This is a genomic window from Nocardia sp. NPDC003999, assembly GCF_053604885.1.
Window position 1 is genome coordinate 176,281 of record NZ_JBSGIB010000008.1, and the last position, 23,247, is coordinate 199,527.

Sequence of the window (23,247 nt, forward strand, 5' to 3'; positions counted from 1 at the left end):
GCTAGCAGCGTGTGACCTTGGGTTTCATCGGGATTAGTCGGGATTCACGGGGATTGGTCGGGGCAAAGAATAGCCCGATTTGTGGACGTGGTCCACATGGGATTTCACTGAGTTCCGATTGTGACGGTGGCATTCTTGGTACCTGGGGATTGCGACCACCAGTAGTAATATGTATTACCGCTGGTGACATTGATCGTCCCGGAGCCGTAAGCATCGAACGTTCCAAGGGTCGGGCAGGCGATCTGGCCCGCGACCTCGTACTTCTGTGCGCCTGGAGGCACCCCGCTCACGGATATGGTGGATGCGGTATTCGGTATCGAGACGGTCTTTCCTGCGATCTTCGTCGTCAACTGCAAGGCGCACTGGTTTGAGTCGCCTCGGTACTGCAAATAGATCGTCGCCGCTGGATCGGCGTACGCGCCGCCGTATGGGGCGGACGTCGGTGCGGCCGTCGTGGGCGGCTGAGCCGGCGGTGTGGACTTCGTACCGACATAGATGCCGATAATCGCCCCGACGGCCGTAATGACCGCTGCGATTCCGGTGAGGATACCGGGGACTGACGTCCAAAAGCTGTGTTTCGGTTCCCTTGGCGCCGGAGTCACGTTTCCCATGCCGCCTCTTTCGGTGGAGACCACTGGTTGCTGTGCCGGACATCTTCGGCGAAGCTTTCCCTCTCCCGCCTCGCTTCGGTTCTTCCTCGTCGTCGGGTGTCGCCGCTGCTTCTAACGATCAGGTGGTACTCGCTCACGGTCACTGTTACCCCGGCAATTCGCGCGTAAACCGTGCTTTTGGTAGCCCCTCTGTTGGTTACAACTACCACTCGAGGCGCGCAACCTCGACCAGATGGCTCCCCTCCGCCCACGGAGGCGTCGAACACCTGCGACTGCACGAGCCCGCGTGCGTCCATCCACACCGCCTCGAAACCCGTCGCGACGCGCTCGATCTCGCCGATCTAGCCGAGCCGGACGAGACGGCGGTGGCGCGCCTGCTCCATATCGAGGACCCGGCCGCGCAGCCGGGGCAGCCTGTCTGCGACGGCCTGCGCGCTCGCCGCGGATGCCACCGCCGAGATGCGCCCGTACCGCTTATCGGTGATCGCGATCGACGAGTGCCCGCGTCGCGCGATACGACCCAGATCGGCTCGCCGTCCTGCAGACGCCACGAAATCCCCTTATGCCTCGTGCAATACAGGGGTGAGGCGCTTGGACATGAGGCGGCCGACGAGGTGCCCGTAGCGGCGGCGCAGCTCGTCGAACGACAGCCCTTCCCAACCGGCCGCGCCGGTGAACGGTGCGCGGTCGCCCGCGGCGAGCGCCTCGAGGCGGGCGACCGCCGGAGCTCCGGCTTGCTGCCAGAACCGCGCCGAGGTCACCGGTAATCCGCTCGGCGTCAGGAACAGGAAAGGCGTCGGCCGGGCGGTCGAGGTCGAGCTGCGCGACCGTTTCGAGCGGAACGAACGTCGTGCGGACGCCGCGCTCGGTCTTCGGGTCGCCTAGGCGCATCCGGCCGTTGGCCCACTTCCACGCTTTCGTGATCGAGACGCCGCCGGTGTTGCGGTCGATGTCGCCGACGGTGAGCGCGCCCTGCTCGCCGGGCCGGGCAATGCTCAGCACGCCGAACTCCCACCACGGGCGCCAGAACGGCGCGAGCAGCTGCTCGATGAGCTCGTATTCGTCCTCGCTCAGGTGGTCGACCTCGCGCGCCGAAGCACTTCGGCAACTTGGTCTCGGCACACGGATTCCACGGAATAAAAGGAGTCGGCCGCTGCCGGGCCGCCGCACCCATCGCAGCGCACAGCAGGCCGTGCTTATTACGGATGGTCTTCGGCGCATTGTCGAACTCGGTTTCGAGCCACTCGACCCACGCGGCATCGAGCTCGGGGGTCACACCATCAACGGGCAGGTGCTCCCCGTTGAAGAAGGGAACGATGTCGCGGTCGATCATGCGCCGGTATTTGCGCTTGGTCTCCTCGTCCACACTCTTACCGAGGCTGTCGACGTATCGGTGAAGCCATACCTTCAATGTGATGGTGTCGACCACGGCGCCGAGTTGGGCGGCGAGGACGCCCTCGGCCTCGGCCGGGCCGACGCGGTCGAGCAGCCGCGCCCATCGAATAGCGGCAGCATGATCGTCGAAACTCTGGGACGTCTGTACCGCTTTGCTGTCACGGATGATGCGGTAGCGCACCTGCGAGTAGGTAGAGCCATCCTTGCGGACGCGAATGCTGGGTGTTGTCGCCATGAAGCACGGGTCCTTGCACTCAGGCCGAATCCCCTCAGATTCCCTGTGGACCGCTGTGTGGACGCAGAAGGGGCATAACCTGTTGGTTATGCCCCCGACCTGCGTCGAAATTGTGGGCGAAGGGGGACTTGAACCCCCACGTCCCGAAGGACACTGGCACCTGAAGCCAGCGCGTCTGCCATTCCGCCACTCGCCCGAGCGACTGGGAGACAGTATCACGGCCGCGCGCTGGATACGAAATCGCCATTTCAGAGGCCTGACCGGGGGGCTGAACGGGTCCGGGAACCTGGGGCCGTCGCCAAGAGTTACAGGTGTGGACGATCGTGGATATCATGCAATGAACGTGGTCGATTAACGACACGCCATACACGCGTGTCGTTGTTACGAATCAGGAAGAGACGCGCACCGAAGGGAGGCCGAGATGGGCATCGTTTCGCGATTCGAGCGTCGCCTGCAAGGCGCCGTCGGTGACGTGTTCGCCAGAGTCTTCGGCGGCAGTGTCGTACCCCAGGAGGTGGAGGCGGCGCTGCAACGCGAGGCCGCCGATCATGTCCAGGACCTGGGCGGCGGGCACCTGCTGGCACCCAACAGCTATGTGATCACGATCAACACCTCCGATCACCAGCAGTTGGATGCCGACCACGACCTCACCACCCGCGCATTCGCCAAACATCTACAGGACTACATCCGCGAGCAAGGCTGGCAGACCTACGGCGAAGTACACGTGGCGTTCGAGGCATCACCTACGCTGCACACCGGACAGTTCAGGGCGAGTGGCCGCGTCGATCCCGACGCCGGACACAGAGCCAGCGCGGCTCGCGGCCCCGAATCACCGCCACAACGACCTGCACACCCGCAACCAGGAGCTGGCCCCATGACGCAGAACTCAGGCTACGACCCGAGCCGTGAGCCCGCGGAGTCCGATCCACGCAACCGCGGGTACGCTCCACCGCCTGCCGGACGCGGCGGCCCGCAGAACGGCGCGTACCGCGACGACTACGGCCGTGGCGGCGCATACGGGGCGGATTACCAGGCTCCGGACGCGCAGCAGGGTTACGGCGACTATCAGAACGGCTACGACTACCCGCAGGGTGGCCAGGGCTACGGGCAGCAGGGTGGTTACGGCGAGTCCGGCTACGGCGGCCAGCAGGGCGGCTACGGCGAGTCCGGCTACGGCCAGCAGAGCGGCTACGGCGAGCGCGGGTACGGCCAGCAAGGCTACGGCGACCAGGCCTACGGCCAGCCGGGCTACAGCGACCAGGCCTACGGCCAGCCAGGCTACAGCGACCAGGGCTACGGCCAGCAGGGCTACGCCGACCAAGGCTACGGCCAGCAAGGGTACGGTCAGCCCGGCTACGGGCAGTCGGGGTACACCGATCCGAGCTACGGCGATCAGAACTACGCCGACCAAGGCGGCTACGCTCAGGACGACCAGGGCGGCTACGGTCAGGCATACTCGCAGCAACCGGGGTACGGCGCGCAGCAGGGCTACGCGGGCGGGCAAGGCTACGGCGCCGCCCCGCAGGCCGGTTCGGGCTATTCGGCGACGCTTCAGCTGGACGACGGCAGCGGCCGCACTTACCAGCTGCGGGAAGGCAGCAACATCATCGGCCGCGGCCAGGACGCGCACTTCCGGCTGCCCGACACAGGCGTCTCTCGCAGGCACATCGAGGTGCGCTGGGACGGGCAGACCGCGATGTTGTCCGACCTCGGCTCCACCAACGGCACCCTGGTGAACGGCTCCCCCGTGCAGGATTGGCAGCTCGCCGACGGTGACGTCATCCGTGCCGGGCACTCCGAGATCCTGATCCGTATCGTCTGATCCCGTAAGCTCGCGGTGCAGGTCACGACATGGCTCTCGAGGGAATCGTCGGTCGTATCGTGATCGAAATCGACCGACGGCCCTATGATGCTGCCAACACACGCGCGGCGCCGACACCGGGGCCGGCAAGACCAGCAGGCTGGTGGGGGTGGTCGAACCGCACCTACGGCACCGACGTACACGGTCGAACAGGAGGTGGAGCGCCGTGCAGGGACTGATCCTGCAACTGACCCGTGCGGGGTTCCTTCTGCTGTTGTGGTTGTTCGTGTGGGCTGTGCTGCGCACGTTGCGCAGCGACATCTACGCGGCATCCGGCATTCGGATCCAGCCCAGGGCCGCACGCGGTTCCGCGGTGCTGCCTTCCTTCAGCCGGGGCCAGAAGGGCGCCAAATTTCTTGTGGTGACTCAGGGTTCACTCGCCGGCACTCGCATCTCGCTCGGCACCCAACCGGTGCTGATCGGGCGTGCGGACGACTCCACGCTGGTACTCACCGATGACTACGCCTCGACCAGGCATGCGCGACTGTCTCCGCGTGGTGACGACTGGTACGTCGAGGACCTCGGCTCGACGAACGGCACCTACCTCGATCGCGCGAAAGTCACCACCGCCGTCCGTGTTCCACTCGGCACGCCTGTCCGTGTCGGCAAAACAGTGATCGAGCTGCGATCGTGACACTTGTTCTCCGCTACGCAGCGCGCAGCGACCGCGGTCTCGTCCGAGGCAACAACGAAGATTCCGTGTACGCGGGCGCCCGGCTGCTCGCACTCGCCGACGGCATGGGCGGCCATGCCGCGGGAGAAGTCGCGTCCCAGTTGATGATCGCCGCGCTCGCCCACCTCGACGACGACGAGCCCGGCGACGATCTGCTCGGCAAGCTCGACGCGGCCACCCGAGAAGGCAACGCCGCCATCGCCGATCAGGTCGAGGAGGAGCCCGAGCTCGACGGCATGGGCACCACGCTCACCGCGATCCTGTTCGCGGGCAAGAAACTCGGCCTCGTGCACATCGGCGACTCGCGCGCCTACCTGCTGCGCGGCGGCGAGCTCGGCCAGATCACCCGGGACGACACCTTCGTCCAATCGCTGGTCGACGAGGGCAGGATCACACCGGAGCAGGCGCACACGCACCCGCAGCGCTCGCTGATCATGCGCGCGCTCACCGGCAACGAGATCGAGCCGACGCTGATCATGCGCGAAGCGCGCGCCGGTGACCGCTACCTGCTGTGTTCCGACGGTCTCTCCGACGTGGTCAGCGACGAGACCATCGCGAACACGATGCGCGAGGGCAGCACCGACGAGTGCGCCGACCGGCTCATCGAGCTGGCGTTGCGCAGCGGCGGTCCGGACAACGTGACCGTCGTCGTCGCCGATGTCATCGACCTGGACTACGGCCAGAGCCACCCGATCGTCGCGGGCGCCGCCTCCGGCGTCGACGAGGACACGCCGCCGCCGAACACCGCCGCAGGCCGGGCCTCCGCATTGCGCCCGCCGCGCGCCGCGCCGCGCCGGGCCGCCGCCGCGCCCGAGCCGCCCGCGAAGAAGTCGCACCGGTTGCGCTGGATCGTGCTCGCGCTGGCGCTCATCGTCGCGGTCTGCGTCGGGCTCGTGGTCGGCTACAAGATGATCCGCAGCAACTACTACGTCGGCGCCGACGACGGTTCGGTGGTGATCCTGCGCGGGCTGCCCGGTTCGATCCTCGGTTACTCGATCCACGACGTGAATCTCGTCGGATGTGTGACCCGCAACGGGGAACTCACCCTGACCGACCCCGGCGAAAGTCTGCCGTCGGCGTGCAAGCCGCTGAAGGTCACCGATCTGAAGCAGACCGGCCGCGAGCAGGTGGACAAGGGCTTGCCGCCGGGCTCGCTGGACAAGGCCAGGGACTCGATGACCTACCTCGCCCAGCGAGAACTGCTGCCGCCGTGCCCGGTCAAGGAATCGGCGCCGCAGCCGGGTGTCGTCCCGTCGCCTGCCGAAACCCCGGCCCCCGCGCCCAACGGCGCTCAGCCCGCTCCGGCCACCGCCGCGCCCGCGCCCGCGCCCGCGCCGGCTCCGGCGCCGGAACAGGGCGACGCCAGGGGCACCGAAATCAAGACACCGACGAAGTCGGAGGCTCCTGTCCCGCCGTCGAGCGCGTCGCCCGCCCCCCAGACCGCGGGGGAGAACTGCCGGGTGACGGACTGATGTCCGCGCCGGCACCGCCGTCGGCTGGGGCTTTTCCCAGTCCCCCGGGCGGCTTCGCTCCCGCGCCACCGCCGAGCACCAGACGCAACGTCGAACTTCTGCTGCTCGGGGCGGCGGCGGTGATCACCACGGTGTCCCTGTTCCTGGTCGAGGCCAGTCAGGAACAGTCGATCACCTTGGATATCGCCAAATACGGCTTGGCCTACCTGGCGTTGTTCGCGGTGGCGCACCTGGCCGTGCGGCGGTTCGCCCCGTTCGCCGACCCCCTGCTGTTGCCGATCGTGGCGTTGCTCAACGGACTCGGTCTCGTGCTGATCCACCGGCTCGACTTGGCCGACCAGCAGACCGCCGCCTACAACTCGTGGGCGACCCCCTCCCCCGACGCCAATCAGCAGATCCTGTGGACCGCGCTGGGCACGCTCGTGTTCATCACGCTGCTGATCGCGCTGCGCGACTACCGCACCCTGGCCCGCTACAGCTACACCCTCGGCCTCATCGGCCTTGTCGCGCTGGCCATTCCGGCTCTGCTGCCGAGCGCGTTCTCCGAGACCAACGGCGCGAAGATCTGGATCCGGCTGCCCGGGTTCAGTGTCCAGCCGGGTGAGTTCGCGAAGATCCTGCTGATCATCTTCTTCGCCTCGGTCCTGGTGGCCAAGCGCGAGATCTTCACCGCCGCCGGTCGCCATGTGCTCGGCATGGAGTTCCCGCGCGGCCGCGACCTCGGACCGATCCTGGCCGTCTGGGTCGTCTGCATCGGCGTGCTCGTGTTCGAGAAGGATCTCGGCACCTCGCTGCTGATCTTCAGCACGGTGCTCGTGATGCTCTACATCGCCACCGAACGGGTCGGCTGGCTGGTCATCGGCGGCGGACTGCTCGCGCTCGGATTCGTCTTCGCCTATCAATTGTTCGGCCACGTGCGGGTCCGGGTGGAGACCTGGCTGCACCCGTTCGACGACTACAACAACACCGGCTATCAGATCTCGCAGTCGCTGTTCGGCCTGGCCACCGGCGGTCTCGCCGGGACCGGCCTCGGCAGCGGCAGGCCGAACCAGGTGCCGTTCGCCAAGACCGACTTCATCGTCACCACCATCGGCGAGGAACTCGGCCTGATCGGGCTCGCCGCGGTGCTGGCGCTGTTCCTGGTATTCGTCGTGCGCGGGCTGCGCACCGCACTCGCGGTGCGCGACAGCTTCGGCAAATTGCTCGCGGCCGGCCTGTCGTTCACCATCGCGATCCAGCTGTTCGTCGTGGTCGGGGGTGTGACCAAGCTGATTCCGCTGACCGGTCTCACCACCCCGTTCATGTCCTACGGCGGGTCTTCGCTGCTGGCCAACTACGCGTTGCTGGCGTTGCTGATCAAGATCTCCGACGCCGCCCGCGCACCCGCCCCGGTGCGCAAGAAGGAACCGGCGCCGATCGCCGACGCGCAGACCGAACTGCTGCGGCGCGATGGCGGGCGACCGGAGGCGGGGCCGCTGACATGAACACTCCACTACGCCGAGTCGCGATCGCGGTGATGGTGATGGTCGTCGCACTGCTGGCGAACGCCACCTACGTCCAAGTGATCAAGGCCGACGACCTGCGCTCCGATCCGCGCAACTCCCGGGTTCTGCTGGACGAGTACGCCCGCCAGCGCGGGCAGATCTCGGCAGGCGGCACCGTGCTGGCCGGCTCGGTCGCGACCGATGACCGCTACAAGTACTTGCGCACGTACCCGAGCGAGCCGGAGGCGTACGCACCCGCCACCGGTTTCTACTCGATGCAGTACGGCAGCACCGGACTGGAACGTGCTGAGGACTCGGTGCTCAACGGGTCCGACAGTCAACTGTTCGGCAGCCGCCTCGTCGACCTCATCTCCGGCCGCGACCCGCGCGGCGGCAACGTGGTCACCACGCTCAACCCGCTGATGCAGCAGGTGGCCTACGACCAGATGACCAGCAAGGGCTACACCGGTTCGGTGGTGGCGATCGAGCCGAGCACCGGCAAGATCCTGACCATGGTCTCCACGCCCAGCTACGACCCGAACCTGCTGTCCGGGCACGACGGTGCGCGCGGCACCCAGGCGTGGGAAACGCTGAGCGCGGATCCGCGCCACCCCATGCTGAATCGCGCCATCTCGCAGACCTATCCGCCCGGATCCACGTTCAAAGTCGTGGTCACCGCCGCCGCGCTGTCCAACGGCGCCGCGACTCCCGACGACCAGTTCACCGCCGCGCCGAACATCACGCTGCCCGGCACCAGCACCACGCTGGAGAACTACAACGGCTCCACGTGCGGTCCCAACCCGACAGCTTCGCTGTTCGAAGCGTTCCGTCGCTCGTGCAACACCGCGTTCGCCGAACTCGGCGTCAAGGTGGGTGCCGCGAATCTCAAGGACGAGGCGGCCGCGTTCGGCATCGGCCCGCACCGAGGGATCCCGATGCCGGTGGCGGAGAGCACCGTCGGCACCATCTCCGACGACGCCGCCCTGGCCCAGAGCAGCATCGGGCAGCGCGACGTGGCGTTGACCCCGCTGCAGAACGCGGTCGTCGCGGCGACCATCGCCAACGGCGGCGTCCGGATGGAGCCCTACCTGGTGGATCAGTTGCAGGGCCCGGATCTGAGCGAGCTGTCGAAGACCAAGCCGGTCTCGGTCGGCCAAGCCGTCAGCGCCGATGTAGCGTCGACCGTGACCAACCTGATGATCGCGTCGGAGGGCAACACCTCTGGAGGTAACCAGACCCGTTATCAGATCGCGTCCAAGACCGGCACCGCGGAGCACGGGAGCAACCCGCGCAACACGCCGCCGCATGCTTGGTACATCGCGTTCGCCCCCGCGCAGAACCCGAAGATCGCCATCGCGGTGATCGTGGAGAACGGTGGGGACCGGGCGCTTGCCGCGACCGGTGGCTCGGTCGCCGCGCCGGTGGCTCGCGCGGTTCTCGACGCCGGTCTTCGAGGGGGCTGAACGATATGGATGTGCGAGTGAAGGTACGGGGACCTCGATGCTGAACAACGGTGCGATGATCGCCGACCGGTACCGGCTGCAGCGACTGATCGCGACCGGCGGCATGGGCCAGGTCTGGGAAGCGCTGGACACCAGGTTGGACCGCAGGGTCGCGGTCAAGGTGCTGAAGTCGGAGTTCTCGGCCGACCCGACGTTCCGGCATCGATTCCGCACCGAGGCGAAGACCACCGCCCAGCTGAATCACCCCGGCATCGCGGGCATCTACGACTACGGCGAGACGATCGACCCGCAGGGCAGCGAGATCGCCTACCTGGTCATGGAATTCGTCCAGGGTGAGCCGCTGAACACGGTGCTCAACCGCCTGGGCAGGCTATCGGTCGCCCAGGGCCTCGACCTGCTCGAGCAGACCGGCCGTGCCCTGGAGGTGGCGCACCGCGCGGGCGTGGTGCACCGCGACGTGAAGCCGGGCAACATCCTGGTCACCCCGACCGGTCAGGCGAAGATCACCGACTTCGGTATCGCCAAGGCGGTGGACGCCTCCCCGGTGACCAAGACCGGCATGGTGATGGGCACCGCGCAGTACATCGCACCGGAACAGGCGGTCGGCGAGGACGCCACCGCGGCCAGCGACGTCTACTCCCTCGCCGTGGTCGGCTACGAAGTGCTGGCAGGCCAGCGGCCGTTCACCGGCGACGGCGCGCTCACCGTCGCCATGAAGCACGTGCGTGAGACGCCGCCCCCGATGCCGGCCGATCTGCCCGGCAACGTGCGCGAACTGGTCGAGATCACGATGGAGAAGGACCCGGCGCGCCGCTACGCCAGTGGCGGCGAGTTCGCCGACGCGGTCGCCGCGGTGCGCGCGGGCCGGCGTCCGCCGCCGCCGAGTGGTACCCATTCCGCCGCGCCCTTGACCGGCGCCACGCGGGTGCTCCCGCCGGGCCCGACCGCCGTGATCCCCTCCACGCCACCCGACTTCGACGGGGCGACGGTGCGCTACTCGACGCCCGCGGCCGGCGCGGTGGGCGCGGCGAATCGCGGGGGCACGATCGCGGCTCCGGCCACCGTGCTGAGCCGTGGCACGGCGGGCGATCGACCGCCCGGTGGCGACAAGCGGTTCACCACTGCCCAGAAATGGCTGACCGGGCTCGGCATCGGCGCCGTCCTGCTCGCCGCGCTCACGGCCTACCTGCTCTTCGGTGGCGACACCAATCCGGATTCCACGCCGTCGCCGACCGCGACGGTCGCACCGAACCCGAAGCCGGTCCCGCCGGTGGCCACCACGACCACCCCCAAGCCCGCGCCCGCGCCGGTGGAAACCGAGACGTACGAACCGACCACCACCGAGCCGAAGACCACGACACCGGAGCCGACGACGACCACCGCGCCGCCCACCACCACGGCACCGAGCACGACGAAGCCGACGACCACCGCGCCCACTGCCACCGCAACGCGCCCGCGCATCCCGACTCTCGACCTACCATTCCCGGAGATTCCCGGTGCCCGGGGGCCCTCGGCCACTCGCAGCGGATCCGCCACTTCTTCGCAAGGACTGCCATGACGACCCCGAAGAATCTCTCGTCTCGCTACGAGCTGGGCGAGATCATCGGGTTCGGCGGTATGTCCGAGGTGCACAAGGCCCGCGACATCCGGCTGAGCCGCGACGTGGCGATCAAGGTGCTGCGGGCGGACCTCGCCCGCGATCCCACGTTCTACCTGCGGTTCAAGCGCGAAGCGCAGAATGCCGCCGCACTGAATCATCCGGCCATCGTCGCGGTCTACGACACCGGTGAGGCCGAGGTGGACGGCGGCCCGCTGCCGTACATCGTGATGGAGTACGTCGACGGCGACACACTGCGTGACATCGTGCGCGGCAAGGGGCCGCTGCCGCCGCGCCGAGCGATGGAAGTCGTCGCTGACGTCTGCGCCGCCTTGGATTTCAGCCACAAGGCCGGGATCGTGCACCGCGACATGAAGCCCGCCAACATCATGATCAATCGGTCCGGCGCGGTGAAGGTGATGGACTTCGGCATCGCGCGCGCGATCGCCGACAGCTCCAACCCGATGACGCAGACCGCGGCGGTGATCGGCACCGCGCAGTACCTCTCGCCGGAACAGGCGCGCGGAGAGACAGTGGACGCCCGCTCGGACGTCTACTCCGTGGGTTGTGTGCTGTTCGAAATCCTCACCGGGGAGCCGCCTTTCACGGGTGACTCCCCGGTCGCCGTCGCCTACCAGCACGTCCGGGAAGATCCGCGGCTGCCATCGCACGTGCACGCGGGGGTGCCCCGCGAGCTGGACTCGGTCGTGCTCAAGGCGATGAGCAAGAACCCGGCCAACCGGTACCAGTCCGCCGCCGAGATGCGCGCCGACCTGATCCGGGTACTCGGCGGCCAGAAGCCCAGCGCCCCCATGGTGATGACCGACGAGGACCGCACCACCTTCATGAGCGCGGACGAGCCTCCGCCGCGGAACTACCGCACCGTCGAACGCCACGACGACACCGCAGAGCAGGATCCGGCCGAACCGAACGGCCAGCGCCGAACCGCCTACATCGCGCTCGGCGCAGTCGCGGCCGTCGCCGTGGCTTTCGCTTTGTTCTGGGTGCTGCTCGGGCCTGGCAGCAGGCCGGACCAGGTAGCCGTTCCCGATCTGTCCAACAAGTCCTCGCAACAGGCGCAGGACGCGCTGCAGAAGCTCGGCTTCACGGTGGCGATCCAGCAGAAGCCCGACGGCAAGGTCGCCACGGGCAACGTCATCGCGACCCAACCCTTGGGCGGCTCGCGGATCGACGAGGGAAGCACCGTCACGGTTCAGGTGTCCTCCGGGCCCGCCCAAGTGCAGGTGCCGAAGCTCACGGGGCTGACCCAGGAGCAGGCCGAGCAGGTGTTGAATTCCAAAGGCCTGCGGATCAACTCGAACATCGAGCGCAAACCGTCGAGCACCGCCGAGAAGGATCAGGTGATCGAGCAGAATCCGTCGCCGGGTTCGAAGGTCGACGTGGACTGGGAAGTCGTCGTCACGATCGGCACCGGCCCGGAAGCGGTTCGCGTCCCCTACGTCGTCGGCCAGACGATCGACGTGGCTCAGCCGAATATCGAGGGCAACGGTTTCAAGGTCGTCGTGCAAGAGGTGCAGTCCTCGAAGCCGAAGGGCGAGGTGGTCGCCTCCAGCCCGGCCGGCGGCAGCAACGCGGAGAAGGGCTCCACGGTTACCGTCCAGGTGTCCGCGGGCGATCTGAAGATGCCGTCGCTGGTCGGTCTCACCGTCTCGCAGGCGGTGGAGAAGCTGCGCGCGGAAGGTTGGACCGGCAGCACCAGCCAGATCAGCCAGTCACCGCAGGGAACCTTCGACGCGGGCAATGTCGGACGCATACTCAGTCAGCAGCCGTCCGCGGGCAGTTCGATCCAGAAGAACAGCGCCATCCTGGTCGGTGTGGGGGTACTGGGTCCGCCGTGATCGGGCGTGGTCACCGGTATCCAGAAAACGAGACCAACCGGTGTGAATTGCGGGAGAATGATGCTGCTCCATCCCAATCAGCGCAGCTGAGCACGAGGAGGTAGCTCATGACCACTGCCAGGGACATCATGAAACCCGGCGTTCAGTGGATCTCCAAGGACACGACTATCGAGCAGGCCGCGCGCACCATGGCCGAACTCAACGTCGGGTCGCTGATCGTCTCGGACGACAACGAACGGATGTGCGGCATCGTCACCGACCGCGACATCGTGGTGAAGTGCATCGCTCAGGGCAAGATCCCCGCGAACTGCCGGGTCGAGGAACTGTGCGAAGCGACGCCGCGGTGGGTCGATGCCAACGCCGACATCGAGGAAGTCCTCGATGAAATGGAGAGCAACCGGGTCAAGCGCATGCCCGTCATCGAGGACAAGCGGCTGGTCGGCATGATCAGCGAAGCGGACCTGGCCAGGCATCTGGACGATAACCAGCTCGGCGAGTTCGTGACCGCCGTCTACGGGCGTCCGTAGCTTTCGAACCGGTGCGGAGGGCGGTATCCCACCGCCCTCTCGGATCGACCTGTGCACTTCGACAACGGTCTGCCGTCCGGCGATGCGAACTCGAGGGAGTTAGGGCGGGCAGCACAATCCGGTCGAGGTGTGGTGTGAGCCGACGCCCGGCCGCGGACGACGGACCGTCGTCCGCGGTGCGTCGCCCCTTTGTCGTGGCACGACCCGCCGTCAGATCCGGTCGGCCTTCGGCAGATACCGCAGCACGGCGACATCGCCGACTTGCGTCACGCCCGCCAGCCGCATCCTGCGGTGGGGCGCCCCCGGGAAATCGGCCGGGTCGAGGAAGCGCGGAGCCGCGACGTCACCCACCAGGATCGGGGCCACCGCAAGGTGCAGTTCGTCGGCCAGATCGGCGGCGAGGAACGCGGTATGGATGCGGGTGCCGCCCTCCACCATGAGACGGTCGACGCCCCGGCGGCCCAGATCGTCCAACAGCGCACCGAAGTCGAGTTCGGTGCCGAGATCCACCACATCGGCCAGTCCGCTCAGCCGGGTGGTGAGCTTCGCCGCACCCGCCGCGGTGGTGTAGACGAGCTTGCCGCCGCCGTGGTGCCAGAACCGCAGTTCGGGATCGAGCTCGCCGCTCGCGGAGACCGTGACCTTCAACGGATACTCCGGCTTGCCCGCGGCGAGGCGGGCCGCCCTGCGCTCGGCGCTGCCGACGAGCAGTCGCGGATTGTCGCTGCGCAGGGTCTGCGCTCCGATCAGAATGGCGTCGGAGTCTGCGCGGACTTGGTCGACCCGATCGAAGTCCGCCGCGTCGGACAAGTGCAGCCGCTCGGGGCTCGCGTCGTCGATGTACCCGTCGATACTCGTCGCGACCGACAGGAGCACATGCGGACGGGTCACTGCAGCACCAGCGCGGCGACCTCCGCCTCCAGCGTCTGCACCAACCCTTCGGCGGGACGCTCACCGCACACGCCCAACCAGTTCGCCAGCATTCGGTGCCCGCCCTGGGTGAGCACCGATTCCGGGTGGAACTGCACACCGTGGATGGGCAAGGTGCGATGCCGCATCGCCATCACGATCCCGCTCTCGGTGCGCCCGAGCACCTCGATCTCCTCCGGCAGGGTGTCCTCGAGCACGGTGAGGGAGTGGTACCGCGTGGCGGTGAACGGGTCGGAAAGACCGGCCAGCACGCCGGCGCCGATGTGGAAGACCTCGCTCGTCTTCCCGTGCAGCAACTCGGGAGCCCTGGTGACGGTGGCGCCGAAGGCCTCGCCGATCGCCTGATGGCCGAGGCACACGCCCAGCAGCGGGACATTTTCTTCCGCGCAGGCGCGCACCAACGGGATACTGGCGCCCGCACGGTCCGGAGTGCCGGGGCCTGGACTGATCAGAATGCCGTCGAAGTCACGGACCACCGCCGCGACGTCGGCCAGATTCGGATCGTCGTTACGCCAGACGACCGCGTCGACACCCAGTTGACCGAGGTACTGCACCAGGTTGAAGACGAAGCTGTCGTAATTGTCGACGACCAGAACACGCATGGCATCGAGATTACGTGCCCGCACGGCACCGCGTCGCATCCATTACCTGTTGGGATAGCCTAGAGACCACGACCTGCACGCCGAATACGAGGACGTCATGCCCAAGTCGAAGGTCCGTAAGAAGACCGACTATACGATCAACCCCGCCAGCCGGACGCCGGTGAAGGTGAAGGCCGGGCCGTCGCCGGTCTGGTATGTCGCCATCATGCTCGGATTCATGCTCGCTGGGCTGGCCTGGCTGCTCGTCTACTACTTGGCGGCCGAGCAGATCAGCTGGATGAACGATCTCAACGCCTGGAACTTCCTGATCGGCTTCGGTCTGATGGTGGTGGGCCTGATCATGACGATGCGCTGGCGCTGAGCGGCGACATCGCGCAGATTACAGACGTGTCATTCATGCACACCTGTGGATGAGCCTGTGGACAACTCGAGGAGCGATTGGGGAGTGCCGTGAGTTCGGAGTCCGCGGTCCCCGGCTCGCCGGACCATGACGAGCCGGGCCTGGTCTGGACAACGCCTACCTCCGCGCTCGTCGCGGTCGCCGCGGGCGGCGTCGCGTTGGCCGTCGCGGCGGTGGTCACCAACGAGGCGGCGAGCCGCCTGCTCGTAGGACTGGCAGCGGCCGGATTGCTCGCCCTCGCCGCGCTCGGGTTCCGGCAACGCCCGCGACTGTCCGTGGTGCCCGGCACACAACCACGCATGGTCGTCCGCACTCTGACGGGACCTGACGAATACACCCCCGAGCAAATCGTGCGCGCCCGTGTGGTGAGCTACCGCCGTCTCGGGCGGAAGATGCCGATGCTGGAACTCGACGTCCAGCACGACGGAGTGGACCGGCTGCTGATCTTCGGCCGCTGGGATCTGGGCGCCAATCCCGAGTTCGTATATCAAGACCTGGTCGAAGCCCTGCGGCTCACCCAGGACAAGACCCGCTGACGACGCTGCGGCCGGGACATTCGGCAAACCCGGCCGCGAATGTTTCACGTGAAGCGAATCCCGCTGTCAGGCAGTCGAAGTGATCGCGCCCACAGCCACCAGCCCCAGCGCCGCGAACGCGACGAGCGCCACCGCGATCCAGCCGACTGTCCGTGCCGCTTGCGGAGTGCGCACTCGCAGCCAACCCGGCAGGAACAGAATGCCGAGCGTGGCGACGGTGCCCGCGGCCAGACCGCCGAGATGACCCCAGAGCGAGATGCCGGGCAGTGAGAGGCTGATGAAGACGTTGATGCCGATGATGATCAGCATCTGATTCGGGTTCTGCCGCAACCGGAGCAGAATGATCGTGATCGCACCGAACAGGCCGTACACCGCGCCCGACGCACCCGCCGTGAGACTGTTCTGGGACAACAGCATGACCCCGGCGGCCCCGCCGAGCAACGAGACCAGGTACACCGCCAGGTAGCGCAGCCGGCCCAGCACCAATTCGGCATCCCGGCCCACCACATACAGCGCGAACATGTTCAGCAGCAGGTGGATGGGGCCGTAGTGCAGGAACCCGGAACCGAGCACCCGCCACCATTCGCCGTCCGCGACCGCCGGTGCGAACAGCACCCAATCGAAGAACAGCGCGGAGCCACGCTGGTTGTCCATCAGGCTCTTGGCCTGCGCCGCGGTGATCGCGTAGATCACCACGTTGATCGCGATCAGCGCATAGGTCACATAAGGTGCGGACATCCGGGGCGCTGCCGCGCCCGAGACCGTCCGCACCGGCGCGACGTCGCGCTGATCCGCGCGCAGACAGTCGACACAGTGCTGACCGACGGCCGCGGGTCGCAGGCACTCCGCACAGGACGGCCGCCCGCACCGCGTGCAGGCCAGGCCGGTCGGGCGATTCGGATGGCGGACGCAGGTGGGTGCGGGCGGCTGGGGGTTCATAGTCTCATTCGATCGTGATCTTGGTGATGACGACGGGCTCCACGGGCCGGTCGTTGCGATCGGTCCTGGTGGTCGCGATGGCGTCGACGACCTTCCGGGATTCCGGGTCCACGACTTCACCGAAGATGGTGTGCTTGCGGTTGAGGTGCGGCTGCGGTCGAACGGTGATGAAGAACTGGGAGCCGTTGGTGCCGGGCCCCGCGTTGGCCATCGCCAACAGGTAGCCACGGTCGAACCGCAGCTCGGGGTGGAACTCGTCACCGAATTCGTATCCGGGGCCGCCGCGACCGGTCCCGGTGGGATCGCCACCCTGAATCATGAAACCGGCCATCACGCGATGGAACAGGGCGCCGTCATAGAACGGGCCGCTGTTGCCTCCGCTGGCGTTCGCGGTGGTGTAGGGAGCAGAACCGTCGGCGAGACCTAGGAAGTTGCGGACCGTCTTGGGCGCGTGGTTACCGAAAAGCGCGAGCTTGATATCGCCGTGATTCGTGTGCAGCGTTGCCACGGATGTCTGATTCGGTGAGGTCACGCCGCCCATCGTGCCACGGTCGGCGACGCGGCCGCGGAACTGGGCCGGACCGTGCTGTGAGCTGGGCCTCCTGCGCGAATCACCGGGCTGTGCATAGAGTGGTCCAATGACCTCTGGGCGCCTGCATGTCTCGTCGCGTTCACGTAATCGGCTCCTTCTCGCCGCCGCCGTCGCGCTGGCGGGTGGCGTGGCCTATCTGGCCCGCACCCGGCGGCCGCAGCCGCCGGAACCCGCGCCCGCGCCGCCGCGCATCGGATACTCCCGCAACGGCTCCACGCCGACTCCATTGGCGGAGACCGGCGTGGAGACCGAGCACTGACGAGACAGCGGCGGATCAGCGACTGACCGTCTTCTTGTACTGGCGCAGGGCCAGCGGCACGAACACCACCAGGATCACCACCACCCAGGCCAGCGAAGTGATCACCGGGTGCTGCAACGACCAGGCATCCGGCGTCGGCGCGAGCGGACTCGTGTTCCCGAACAGCTCACGCGTCGCCTGGGTCAACGCGGACACCGGGTTCCATTCCGCGATCACCCGCAGGACGGTGGGCAGTTTCTCGCTGGGGACGAACGTGTTGGCGATGAACGTGAGCGGGAAGATCACCATGAAGCTGGCGTTGTTGAACACCTCCGGCGCACGCACCAGCAGCCCGACCACGGCCATGATCCAGGACACCGCGTAGGCGAACAGCAGCAACAGGATGTAGGCCAGCACCGCGTCCAGGAACGAACCGCGGATGCGCCAACCCACGAGCAGACCGGTCAGCGACATGACGGTCAGGCTGACCACGTTGATCACCACATCGCTGATCGTGCGGCCGACCAGCACCGCCGACGAGGCCATCGGCAGCGAGCGGAATCGGTCGATGATGCCCTTCTGCATGTCCTCGGCCAGCCCGGCGCCGGTGAAGGTCGCACCGAACACTACGGTCTGCGCGAAGATGCCCGCGATGAGGAACTCGCGATATCCGCCGGAGAGGCCTGGGACGTCGATGGCCGCGCCGAAGACATAGGCGAACAGCAGCACGAACATGATCGGCGAGAGCGTGGAGAAGATCAGGACGTCGGGGACCCGCTTGATCTTGATGACGTTGCGTTTCGCGATGGTCACACTGTCGCTGACCACAATGGACAGTCGCGCGCCCAGCGAGGGCCTGCCCAGGACCGGGGCGGTGGCGGTCATCGGATCGTTCCTTCCGTAGCTCCCAGCTCGTCGTTCGCCGCGTCACCGGCGGCGATCGCCTCCGCCTCATGACCGGTGAGGGTGAGGAAGACGTCGTCCAGCGACGGGCGGCGCAGACCTACGTCGTGGATCTGCACGCTGTGCTCGGCCAGCCGCCCCACTGCCTCCACCAGTGCCTGCGACCCGTCGGAGACCGGGACGATGATCCGGCGCAACCCTGGTTCCAGATGAATCTCCCCGTCCGCCAAACTCTTCAGCGCGGCCTCGGCCGTCGCGAGATTGTCCACGCGATCGACGGTCAACTCGATGCGGTCGCCGCCGACCATGGTCTTGAGTTCGTCCGCGGTGCCCTTGGCGATCACCTTGCCGTGGTCGATCACCGCGATCGAATCGGCGAGCCGATCCGCCTCCTCCATGTACTGGGTGGTGAGCAGCAACGTTGTCCCACCCGCGACCAATTCCTCGATCACGTCCCAAAGATCCAGGCGCGCACGAGGGTCCAGTCCGGTGGTGGGCTCGTCGAGGAACAGCACGGGAGGGTTCGCGACCAACGCGCCCGCCAGATCGAGGCGACGGCGCATGCCGCCGGAGTAACCCTTGACCGGACGGTCCGCGGCGTCGGTGAGCCGGAATCGTTCGAGCAATTCGCGCGCGCGTTCCTTACTTCGCTGCACCCCCATGTGATAAAGACGTCCCACCATTTCCAAATTCTCGAAACCGGTGAGGTATTCGTCGACCGCGGCATACTGTCCCGACGCCCCGATGCGGGAACGCAACGTCTGCGGATCGCGCAGCACATCGATTCCGGCGACCGTCGCGCGTCCGGCATCCGGCACCAGCAGAGTGGTGAACACGCGGACGGTGGTGGTCTTGCCTGCGCCATTGGGTCCGAGCAGTGCGGTGACGGTGCCTTCCGGGACTCGCAGATCGAGTCCGTCGAGGGCCACCAGCTGGCCGTATCGTTTGACCAGACCCTCGGCGACTATTGCGTCGGGCATGATTCTCCTGAAGTTGACGAGTTCGATGCGAATGAGTGCGACCCCAGGAGCCCCGGGCGCCGATCAATTCGCTGGATCGGATCACCGGCCGATACTCGGCACAGTATCGTCCCGCTCGCCGACAATTTCATCCGATTTGTTTCCGGAGACCTGTCTGCCCCGGAAGGACGACTCGTGCAACGCGAGAAGGCCGCATTCCGATCCGGTCGGTGCTCGGGGGTACCGGATCGGAATGCGACCGGTTCGATGATCCCGCGCGCACGGGTACCGGAGCGCGCGTAGCGGACTACCCGAATCGCCGAGGACCCGTACTCGGATGACGGAAATTCGCATGCGCGTTGTCGCGGCGAGCGGGGGCGCTCCACGCGAACGGTCCAGTCGGTGATCACGAACACATGTTCGCATCGGGGTACGACACATTCGGTCCATGCGCGCGGGCGGCACCACGCCCGGAATGGCGGACACGCCCGAACGTTCTCGTGGATTCCTTTCTTCGGCGACCGGTCGGCATGTTGTGCACAACGCGTATCCGCAGCAGGTCATGCTGCCGTACAGCCATGGAAACGCTTGCTGTACAACACTTTTGGCAAACACTAAGCGAACAGGCGGGAATGGCGTTGGCGACCGAGGGGCCAGGGACAACTGCCATGCGGCATCCAGAAAGTAAGCCCACCCAAAAAAACTTGGAGCGCGGCCGTCCCCCCGCACACACAAACACACATCATCGAGTAGCATCGTTCTCGTCGGCCCCTCCCCCCCGGGCCGACCCTACGCGGGCCTCGGCTAACTCCCCCCCTTCGCCGAGGCCCGCTCCCCATTTTCAGACCAGGTCAGACCCCTGTTCCCGCTTGGTGGTCGCGCCCGGTTCCACCGCCCGCCACGCGGCGGCGAGGCGTTGCGCGCGCACGCGCCCGGCGGTGGCGAGCAGCGGCCGGTCACGCTCCCACCGCTGCCGTGTCACGGGGTCGGCGGACTGCCACAAAGGCTCGAGCTCGGCCAGCACGTCACCGAACGAATCGAAGACCCCGCCGAGGGCGATGTGCACCCCGGCAGCACCCGGCGCATCGATGTCCAGGCCGCGCACGGCGGCCACCAGTGTCAACAGTCGTTGCCGACTCGCGCGCGGCCACTGCGACACCCGAGCCACCCGCACCAGCCAGCCCAGCGTGGCGGCCAGCACGTGGATGTCCTCGATCGTCCGGAACGGCTTGAGGTAGTCCAGATATCCGTCACCGGGAAGCGGCAGCGCCGGCACGCCGGTCAGCACGACCGACGCGTGCGGGACCTCGGGCGCGAACGACAGCGCGGGATGATCGGTCAGGCGCACGCCTGGTTCCCCCGTCTCGACCGTGCAGGCGCGCAACCGGTTCCGCCCGTCCGGCGCCGTGCCGACACTGGCGATCACCACCAGCTGTCGGGCGTAAGAGCCCATGGTCGCGAACGACTTGGTGCCGTCGAGCAGCCAGACACCGTCCCGCTCGGTGAGCTTGGTGCGGATCGCGGCGGGGTGACCGCCGCCTTCCTCGGTGGCGCACATCGCGACCAGTTCGTCGTCCGGCAGGTCGGGAATCAGCGTCCGCAGCGCTTCCTGATAACCGGACAGGAAGGCGAACCCGAGCCGGTCGGCTCCGAAGCCGCCCGCGATCGACACCTCCACCGGCTGCTCGAAACGATTCGCCGCCACACGATGTCGCGTCCACGCCGCGGCGACGTCATCGAGCGGCGCGGCCGCCACCGGCTCGGTCAGCAGGAAGTCGAGCAGAGTATCCACCTCAGCACGGTAACCGAGCAGCGACTCGCTCGAGAGGGCTCGGTGCGGACGACGGCCCGCCGACCAGGGTGAAACGGCGCTTCGATATCGCGTGGGAGCATGCGTCGACGGAACGTGCCCGGAATGCCGGCGATCTATGAGCAACGGTCGGCCCTGCGTGGGCCGATTCCGTCGACGAGCCTGCTTGACTGAACTGCCGCGCCGTACCGGAAGGAGTTCGACCTGTGCCGGAACTGGAAGAAGATCGCAAGAAGGCACTTTTCGACTCCGAAGCCAGACTGTCCTGGGTGCTGGCGGCACTCGCCGGGTTGATCGGTGCGGCGGCGTTCATGCATACCGCCGGCTATTTCGTCACTTTCATGACGGGCAATACCGAACGGGCCGTCCTCGGGTACTTTCACGACGAATCGGACATGGGTTTGGCGGCCGCCGGATTGCTGATGTCCTTCCTGTCCGGTGTCGTGGTGGCCTCATGGTGCCGCAGACGCTACTGGTCCGGGCACCCGCACGGGCCCACTCTGCTCACCACTGTCTGCCTGGCGCTGGCCTCGGCCGTCGACCTGCTCGAATACCAGACGTCCAGCAAGCCGATCGGTCTGCTGCCGATCTTGTTCGTCGCCTTCGGCGTCGGCGCGCTCAACACATCGTTCGTCCGCAACGGTGAGGTCTCCATACCGCTCAGCTACGTCACCGGGACGCTCGTCAAGCTGGGGCAAGGTGTCGAACGCCACCTCAGCGGTGGCGACTACGCGGACTGGCTCGGGTACTTCCTGCTCTATGCCGGTTTCTCGCTCGGCGCGCTGCTCGGCGGACTGCTGAGCCTGGTGGTCGCCGGCTGGGCCATGCTGATCACCGCGACAGTAGTGTGCCTGCTCGTCACCGGCTACACCTATCTGCACCTGGATCGGCACGGTCCCCTCCCGCGGTAAGCCACCGCCGGGTGACCGCGGGACTTCGCGACTACCGTGGCCGCGTGCAGAATATCGAAGACGAAGCCGCCGCCTTCGCCGCGCTCGTCATGCAGCATCTGGCGGCGCTGGGCGAAACCGATGTCGAATACGAACCGGACGAGTTCGCGATACACGTCGGCGATCTGTTTCTCGACCTGCACAACATCTTTCGCGAAACGCGTGAGCTCGATGCCACGGAGCGCGATGCCCGGGTCGCACAGCACTGCGACGCTGTGCGTGAGCTACGCGCCCCCGCGCCGGGTTGGCCTTCGGTGCGGTCCATGCTGCGGCCGGTATTGCGTCCCAACAGCTTCGGCGCAGGCGTCGAACCGGAGTCGCGGCCGATCGCTCGCTCCGCGTTTCCATTCGTGGACGAGATGGTGGCCATCGATTTGCCCCACACCCGATCGATCGTCACCTACGCGTCGTTGCGCGAATGGGATGTGAGTCCCGAGGAGGTTTTCGCGGCGGCGCGCGAGAACCTCGGCGCGATAGTGAGTTTCACCGACATAGAGGAAGACGGCATCCTGCAATTCGTCGACGACGGCGACGGCTACTGCACATCATGGCCGCTGTTCCCCGGCTGGCTAGCCGGTTCCGGCTTCGGAACCCGACCACCTGTCGCCTTCATGCCCGATGTCGACACGCTCATCCTCGCGACCGGTGCGGACGATCTCGAGCCGATCTTCGAGGTGGTGGAAGAGCAGTACCGTGACGCGTCCCGGCCGGTCTCGCCACAGGGGTACACCGTGGACGACAGTGGCGCGGTCATTCCGCTCGATCGTTCGCCCGCGCACCGCCACCTGCCCGCCGTGCAGCGGGCCCGATGCGGTTTGGCGGTCACCGAATACGACGCGCAGGCTCAGATTCTCAATGAGATCGTCGAGCGCGATCTGGAATTCACGCCCTATGACCTCGAGTCCGCCTATGTCGGTTCGGTCATGTACGGCCATGGCGACAACGGTCCCTTCACGATCACCGTCTGGGGGGAGGGTGTCGACTACTTGCTCCCGGAGGCCGACTACGTCGCCTTCTGCCGTGACGACCGAGGTGAATTGGAGCGTCTTTTCGAGGTCCCGTTCGATGCTGTCGTGGGACTGACCGGCCTCACTCCGGTCCCGGATCTCTCACCTCGCCGCTACGAAATCCGCCACTGGCCGGATGCCGAGACGCTGGCCGCACTGGAAGCGGCGGCGGTCTCTCCCTGACCTGCGAACTGCGGTGCGGCT

At 67.0% G+C, this 23,247-nt stretch carries 24 protein-coding genes and 1 tRNA gene; 13 read left to right on the forward strand and 12 right to left on the reverse strand.

Translation table 11 applies throughout. From position 1 onward, the window contains the following. Positions 1-104 precede the first annotated feature (104 nt). The 5 genes from ACWESM_RS18275 to ACWESM_RS18295 form a co-directional block, all read right to left on the reverse strand. Positions 105-611 (reverse strand): hypothetical protein, encoded by a 507-nt coding sequence (locus tag ACWESM_RS18275; protein ID WP_452492710.1) that lies wholly within the window; start codon positions 609-611, stop codon positions 105-107. Positions 612-952: 341 nt separating this feature from the next. Beyond that, positions 953-1,162 (reverse strand): hypothetical protein, encoded by a 210-nt coding sequence (locus ACWESM_RS18280; protein WP_452492712.1) that lies wholly within the window; start codon positions 1,160-1,162, stop codon positions 953-955. 9 nt (positions 1,163-1,171) lie between these two features. Beyond that, positions 1,172-1,372, reverse strand: coding sequence for a hypothetical protein (locus ACWESM_RS18285; RefSeq protein ID WP_452492714.1), 201 nt, complete (start codon positions 1,370-1,372; stop codon positions 1,172-1,174). Between the two features lie 17 nt (positions 1,373-1,389). Further along, on the reverse strand, positions 1,390-2,241 hold the full coding sequence (locus tag ACWESM_RS18290) for a hypothetical protein (RefSeq protein WP_452492716.1): 852 nt from the start codon (positions 2,239-2,241) through the stop codon (positions 1,390-1,392). Positions 2,242-2,354: 113 nt separating this feature from the next. Beyond that, positions 2,355-2,437: transfer RNA gene (locus tag ACWESM_RS18295), tRNA-Leu, on the reverse strand. A gap of 225 nt (positions 2,438-2,662) precedes the next feature. On the opposite strand from ACWESM_RS18295, the gene ACWESM_RS18300 reads away from it, so the two are divergent. From ACWESM_RS18300 to ACWESM_RS18335, 8 genes are all read left to right on the forward strand, one after another. Beyond that, entirely contained in the window at positions 2,663-4,063 is a 1,401-nt protein-coding gene (locus ACWESM_RS18300; RefSeq protein WP_397278815.1) for a DUF3662 and FHA domain-containing protein, read from the forward strand. Between the two features lie 205 nt (positions 4,064-4,268). Beyond that, the gene (locus ACWESM_RS18305) at positions 4,269-4,736 is read left to right on the forward strand and encodes an FHA domain-containing protein FhaB/FipA (protein ID WP_014980860.1); all 468 of its coding nucleotides are present in this window, start codon (positions 4,269-4,271) and stop codon (positions 4,734-4,736) included. Next, positions 4,733-6,247, forward strand: a complete 1,515-nt coding sequence (locus tag ACWESM_RS18310; protein WP_355073380.1) for a PP2C family protein-serine/threonine phosphatase — start codon at positions 4,733-4,735, stop codon at positions 6,245-6,247. Before ACWESM_RS18305 ends, ACWESM_RS18310 begins: the two co-directional genes overlap by 4 nt. Next, on the forward strand, positions 6,247-7,731 hold the full coding sequence (locus ACWESM_RS18315) for an FtsW/RodA/SpoVE family cell cycle protein (protein ID WP_355073382.1): 1,485 nt from the start codon (positions 6,247-6,249) through the stop codon (positions 7,729-7,731). Before ACWESM_RS18310 ends, ACWESM_RS18315 begins: the two co-directional genes overlap by 1 nt. Then, positions 7,728-9,194 carry a peptidoglycan D,D-transpeptidase FtsI family protein gene (locus tag ACWESM_RS18320; RefSeq protein ID WP_355073384.1) on the forward strand — a complete coding sequence of 489 codons (1,467 nt, stop codon included), beginning with the start codon at positions 7,728-7,730 and terminating at the stop codon, positions 9,192-9,194. Before ACWESM_RS18315 ends, ACWESM_RS18320 begins: the two co-directional genes overlap by 4 nt. 37 nt (positions 9,195-9,231) lie before the next feature. Beyond that, entirely contained in the window at positions 9,232-10,752 is a 1,521-nt protein-coding gene (locus tag ACWESM_RS18325; RefSeq protein WP_364434152.1) for a protein kinase domain-containing protein, read from the forward strand. After that, on the forward strand, positions 10,749-12,650 hold the full coding sequence (gene pknB / locus ACWESM_RS18330) for a Stk1 family PASTA domain-containing Ser/Thr kinase (RefSeq protein WP_355073387.1): 1,902 nt from the start codon (positions 10,749-10,751) through the stop codon (positions 12,648-12,650). Before ACWESM_RS18325 ends, pknB begins: the two co-directional genes overlap by 4 nt. A 107-nt stretch (positions 12,651-12,757) precedes the next feature. Continuing rightward, positions 12,758-13,177, forward strand: a complete 420-nt coding sequence (locus ACWESM_RS18335; RefSeq protein WP_355073389.1) for a CBS domain-containing protein — start codon at positions 12,758-12,760, stop codon at positions 13,175-13,177. A 210-nt stretch (positions 13,178-13,387) separates the two neighbouring features. Here the strand turns inward: ACWESM_RS18335 and ACWESM_RS18340 are convergent, their stop codons facing one another. Both ACWESM_RS18340 and ACWESM_RS18345 read right to left on the reverse strand, forming a co-directional pair. After that, positions 13,388-14,068, reverse strand: coding sequence for a RibD family protein (locus tag ACWESM_RS18340; RefSeq protein WP_355073390.1), 681 nt, complete (start codon positions 14,066-14,068; stop codon positions 13,388-13,390). Then, positions 14,065-14,709 carry an aminodeoxychorismate/anthranilate synthase component II gene (locus ACWESM_RS18345; RefSeq protein WP_355073392.1) on the reverse strand — a complete coding sequence of 215 codons (645 nt, stop codon included), beginning with the start codon at positions 14,707-14,709 and terminating at the stop codon, positions 14,065-14,067. Before ACWESM_RS18345 ends, ACWESM_RS18340 begins: the two co-directional genes overlap by 4 nt. 97 nt (positions 14,710-14,806) lie before the next feature. Here ACWESM_RS18345 and crgA point away from each other — a divergent pair, with 97 nt between their 5' ends. Then, positions 14,807-15,070: a cell division protein CrgA gene (crgA, locus tag ACWESM_RS18350; RefSeq protein ID WP_039803465.1), complete on the forward strand. Its 264-nt coding sequence runs from the start codon at positions 14,807-14,809 to the stop codon at positions 15,068-15,070. An 89-nt stretch (positions 15,071-15,159) separates the two neighbouring features. After that, a complete protein-coding gene (locus ACWESM_RS18355) occupies positions 15,160-15,645 on the forward strand; it encodes a PH domain-containing protein (RefSeq protein ID WP_452492719.1) in 486 nt (161 codons plus the stop codon). Positions 15,646-15,711: 66 nt separating this feature from the next. On the opposite strand, the gene ACWESM_RS18360 is transcribed toward ACWESM_RS18355, so the two are convergent. Together ACWESM_RS18360 and ACWESM_RS18365 are read right to left on the reverse strand one after the other, a co-directional pair. Then, positions 15,712-16,584 (reverse strand): rhomboid family intramembrane serine protease, encoded by an 873-nt coding sequence (locus ACWESM_RS18360; protein ID WP_356963241.1) that lies wholly within the window; start codon positions 16,582-16,584, stop codon positions 15,712-15,714. A 4-nt stretch (positions 16,585-16,588) separates the two neighbouring features. Beyond that, the gene (locus ACWESM_RS18365; protein ID WP_356963240.1) at positions 16,589-17,116 is read right to left on the reverse strand and encodes a peptidylprolyl isomerase; all 528 of its coding nucleotides are present in this window, start codon (positions 17,114-17,116) and stop codon (positions 16,589-16,591) included. A 106-nt stretch (positions 17,117-17,222) separates the two neighbouring features. Between ACWESM_RS18365 and ACWESM_RS18370 the strand changes: the two genes are divergently transcribed. Continuing rightward, the gene (locus tag ACWESM_RS18370; protein ID WP_355073399.1) at positions 17,223-17,435 is read left to right on the forward strand and encodes a hypothetical protein; all 213 of its coding nucleotides are present in this window, start codon (positions 17,223-17,225) and stop codon (positions 17,433-17,435) included. Between the two features lie 15 nt (positions 17,436-17,450). Here ACWESM_RS18370 and ACWESM_RS18375 read toward each other — a convergent pair whose 3' ends face one another. The 3 genes from ACWESM_RS18375 to ACWESM_RS18385 form a co-directional block, all read right to left on the reverse strand. After that, positions 17,451-18,299 (reverse strand): ABC transporter permease, encoded by an 849-nt coding sequence (locus ACWESM_RS18375; protein WP_355073401.1) that lies wholly within the window; start codon positions 18,297-18,299, stop codon positions 17,451-17,453. Further along, a complete protein-coding gene (locus ACWESM_RS18380; RefSeq protein WP_355073403.1) occupies positions 18,296-19,297 on the reverse strand; it encodes an ATP-binding cassette domain-containing protein in 1,002 nt (333 codons plus the stop codon). The genes ACWESM_RS18375 and ACWESM_RS18380 overlap by 4 nt, the downstream gene beginning before the upstream one ends. Positions 19,298-20,117: 820 nt before the next feature. Then, entirely contained in the window at positions 20,118-21,068 is a 951-nt protein-coding gene (locus ACWESM_RS18385; RefSeq protein WP_452492722.1) for an acyl-CoA dehydrogenase family protein, read from the reverse strand. A 224-nt stretch (positions 21,069-21,292) separates the two neighbouring features. Here ACWESM_RS18385 and ACWESM_RS18390 point away from each other — a divergent pair, with 224 nt between their 5' ends. Together ACWESM_RS18390 and ACWESM_RS18395 are read left to right on the forward strand one after the other, a co-directional pair. Continuing rightward, positions 21,293-21,997 (forward strand): YoaK family protein, encoded by a 705-nt coding sequence (locus tag ACWESM_RS18390; RefSeq protein WP_397278824.1) that lies wholly within the window; start codon positions 21,293-21,295, stop codon positions 21,995-21,997. A 44-nt stretch (positions 21,998-22,041) separates the two neighbouring features. After that, positions 22,042-23,226: a hypothetical protein gene (locus ACWESM_RS18395; protein ID WP_364434175.1), complete on the forward strand. Its 1,185-nt coding sequence runs from the start codon at positions 22,042-22,044 to the stop codon at positions 23,224-23,226. Positions 23,227-23,247: the final 21 nt, after the last annotated feature.

What these genes read in the sequence shown, in the direction of transcription:
- ACWESM_RS18275 (WP_452492710.1), bottom strand. Translation starts at nt 611, where the DNA reads ATGGGAAACGTGACTCCGGCGCCAAGGGAACCGAAACACAGCTTTTGG.
- ACWESM_RS18290 (WP_452492716.1), bottom strand. Translation starts at nt 2,241, where the DNA reads ATGGCGACAACACCCAGCATTCGCGTCCGCAAGGATGGCTCTACCTAC.
- ACWESM_RS18300 (WP_397278815.1), top strand. Translation starts at nt 2,663, where the DNA reads ATGGGCATCGTTTCGCGATTCGAGCGTCGCCTGCAAGGCGCCGTCGGT.
- ACWESM_RS18315 (WP_355073382.1), top strand. Translation starts at nt 6,247, where the DNA reads ATGTCCGCGCCGGCACCGCCGTCGGCTGGGGCTTTTCCCAGTCCCCCG.
- ACWESM_RS18320 (WP_355073384.1), top strand. Translation starts at nt 7,728, where the DNA reads ATGAACACTCCACTACGCCGAGTCGCGATCGCGGTGATGGTGATGGTC.
- ACWESM_RS18325 (WP_364434152.1), top strand. Translation starts at nt 9,232, where the DNA reads ATGCTGAACAACGGTGCGATGATCGCCGACCGGTACCGGCTGCAGCGA.
- pknB (WP_355073387.1), top strand. Translation starts at nt 10,749, where the DNA reads ATGACGACCCCGAAGAATCTCTCGTCTCGCTACGAGCTGGGCGAGATC.
- ACWESM_RS18335 (WP_355073389.1), top strand. Translation starts at nt 12,758, where the DNA reads ATGACCACTGCCAGGGACATCATGAAACCCGGCGTTCAGTGGATCTCC.
- ACWESM_RS18345 (WP_355073392.1), bottom strand. Translation starts at nt 14,709, where the DNA reads ATGCGTGTTCTGGTCGTCGACAATTACGACAGCTTCGTCTTCAACCTG.
- crgA (WP_039803465.1), top strand. Translation starts at nt 14,807, where the DNA reads ATGCCCAAGTCGAAGGTCCGTAAGAAGACCGACTATACGATCAACCCC.
- ACWESM_RS18360 (WP_356963241.1), bottom strand. Translation starts at nt 16,584, where the DNA reads ATGAACCCCCAGCCGCCCGCACCCACCTGCGTCCGCCATCCGAATCGC.
- ACWESM_RS18370 (WP_355073399.1), top strand. Translation starts at nt 17,223, where the DNA reads ATGACCTCTGGGCGCCTGCATGTCTCGTCGCGTTCACGTAATCGGCTC.
- ACWESM_RS18375 (WP_355073401.1), bottom strand. Translation starts at nt 18,299, where the DNA reads ATGACCGCCACCGCCCCGGTCCTGGGCAGGCCCTCGCTGGGCGCGCGA.
- ACWESM_RS18380 (WP_355073403.1), bottom strand. Translation starts at nt 19,297, where the DNA reads ATGCCCGACGCAATAGTCGCCGAGGGTCTGGTCAAACGATACGGCCAG.